Annotated in this window: 2 protein-coding genes; both read left to right on the forward strand. The window is 70.3% G+C overall.

Annotated features, from left to right (window positions below):
- Positions 1-24 precede the first annotated feature (24 nt).
- Positions 25-645, forward strand: coding sequence for a restriction endonuclease (locus FOE67_RS25340; RefSeq protein WP_438874308.1), 621 nt, complete (start codon positions 25-27; stop codon positions 643-645).
- A 661-nt stretch (positions 646-1,306) separates the two neighbouring features.
- A partial coding sequence (locus FOE67_RS25345; RefSeq protein ID WP_182667149.1) for a helix-turn-helix domain-containing protein occupies positions 1,307-1,569 on the forward strand: 263 nt, incomplete at its 3' end.

Consider the following 1,569-nt stretch of genomic DNA (forward strand, 5'->3'; position numbering starts at 1 on the left):
CAGGAAAGGGGCTGGGAGAAGGGCGTGCTGCTCCTGGCACCGGCCGTGCCCTGGTCCCTGCTCACATCCGTTGTGAGCCGGCTCGCCGAACGCCCGTGGGTTCCCGTGCTGCTGCTCCTGGCCGTGGTCCCGGCCGTCACCATCTGGATGCGGCGGCGAATGGAAGCCGGGCGACGCTCCGCCGCCCGCGCAGGGCGGCTGAGGTATGCCATCGGCCACATCGACGCCCTGGACCACCGCCGGTTCGAGCATGCGGTGCGGGACCTGATGCGCCGAGACGGCTGCACCGACGCCGTCCAGGTCGGTGGCGCCGGTGGCAACGGTGTCGATGTGAAGGCCACCGATCCCTTCGGCCGGCGCTGGGTTATCCAGCGCAAACACAGAAAAGACAGCCTGAAAGGCGCCGCGGTCGGGACCCCGGCCCCGCAGATTCTCAACGGTACCGGACGCCCGATCCACCACGGCGATGTCATCGCCCTGGTCACCAACGGCCGCTTCACCGCGAACGCGAAGGACTTCGCCCGCTCCCAGCGCCTCCACCTCGTCGACCGCAACCTCCTCACCCGCTGGGCCGCGGGCTCTGCCCCGCTGTGGCAACTCCTGCGCGCCGTACCACCCCCACGCCGCCCGACTCCCCGCTCCTGACCCCTGACAGAGGAGACCGCCATGTCCCACGTCCGCGGCTACCACCGTCGCGACGGTTCCTACGTCCGCCCCCACCACCGCCGGACCAGGAAAACCACCGCCGCCAACTTTGCGCGTCCCACTGTCTCCCGACAGGCAACGACCGCCGGCCACACACGCGTGCGCGGCCACTACCGCAACGGCGCCTACGTACGCCCCCACACCCGCAGGCTCGGCCACCCCGCCACCCCGCCACCGCGGCGGCGACCGGCGGCGGGGGAGTGCTCCTCGTCCTCGCGCTGTTCGCCTTCCCGGGAAGCTGCGGAGCGAACGGGGCCGCAGCATCCTCCCCCACGCCGGCCTCTCCTGTGGTGGCCTCACCCGCCGCGGTCACCCACTGATCCGCAGGGGCGGAAGCATCGGCCGCAACCCGCGGAGCAGCCGGCCTTTTCCGGACTGAGCGAACCCCGTAGGTCCGCACAAATGGGGAGCCGGGGGTGTATCGGCGGCGCTACACCGAGCGGTAAACCGCCGGTACACCCCACGGCGGCATCCGCGACCTCTTCCTCGAGGCCCGTCGAACCCATCCGTGACATCCGGAGAAAAACCCGAGCGGGTTACATCATGGGCTAAAATTAAGGATAAAACATGCTAGAGTGGGGGTGCGGAAGGGAGACTTGACATGGCGTCCGAGGAAGAGTTGTTCGCGTCCGTGGACGCGTTGCTACAGGAGGAGCCGGCGTTGCCGCCTCCGGCGGAGCGGGCCCGATTGCGGGAGGCGGCGGGTATCACCCAGGCCCGCCTCGCGGCCGCGTTGAAGTCGACGACGCAGACGGTGAAGAACTGGGAGAACGGCCGTTCCGAGCCCAAGCCGCCGCGCCTGGAGGCGTACCAGCGGCTGCTCAACGGTTGGGCGGCGAAGTACCCCGCCCCCGGCGCCCCCAC

It is taken from the genome of Streptomyces calidiresistens (assembly GCF_014141525.1).
GTDB classification, from domain to species: Bacteria; Actinomycetota; Actinomycetes; order Streptomycetales; family Streptomycetaceae; genus Streptomyces; species Streptomyces calidiresistens.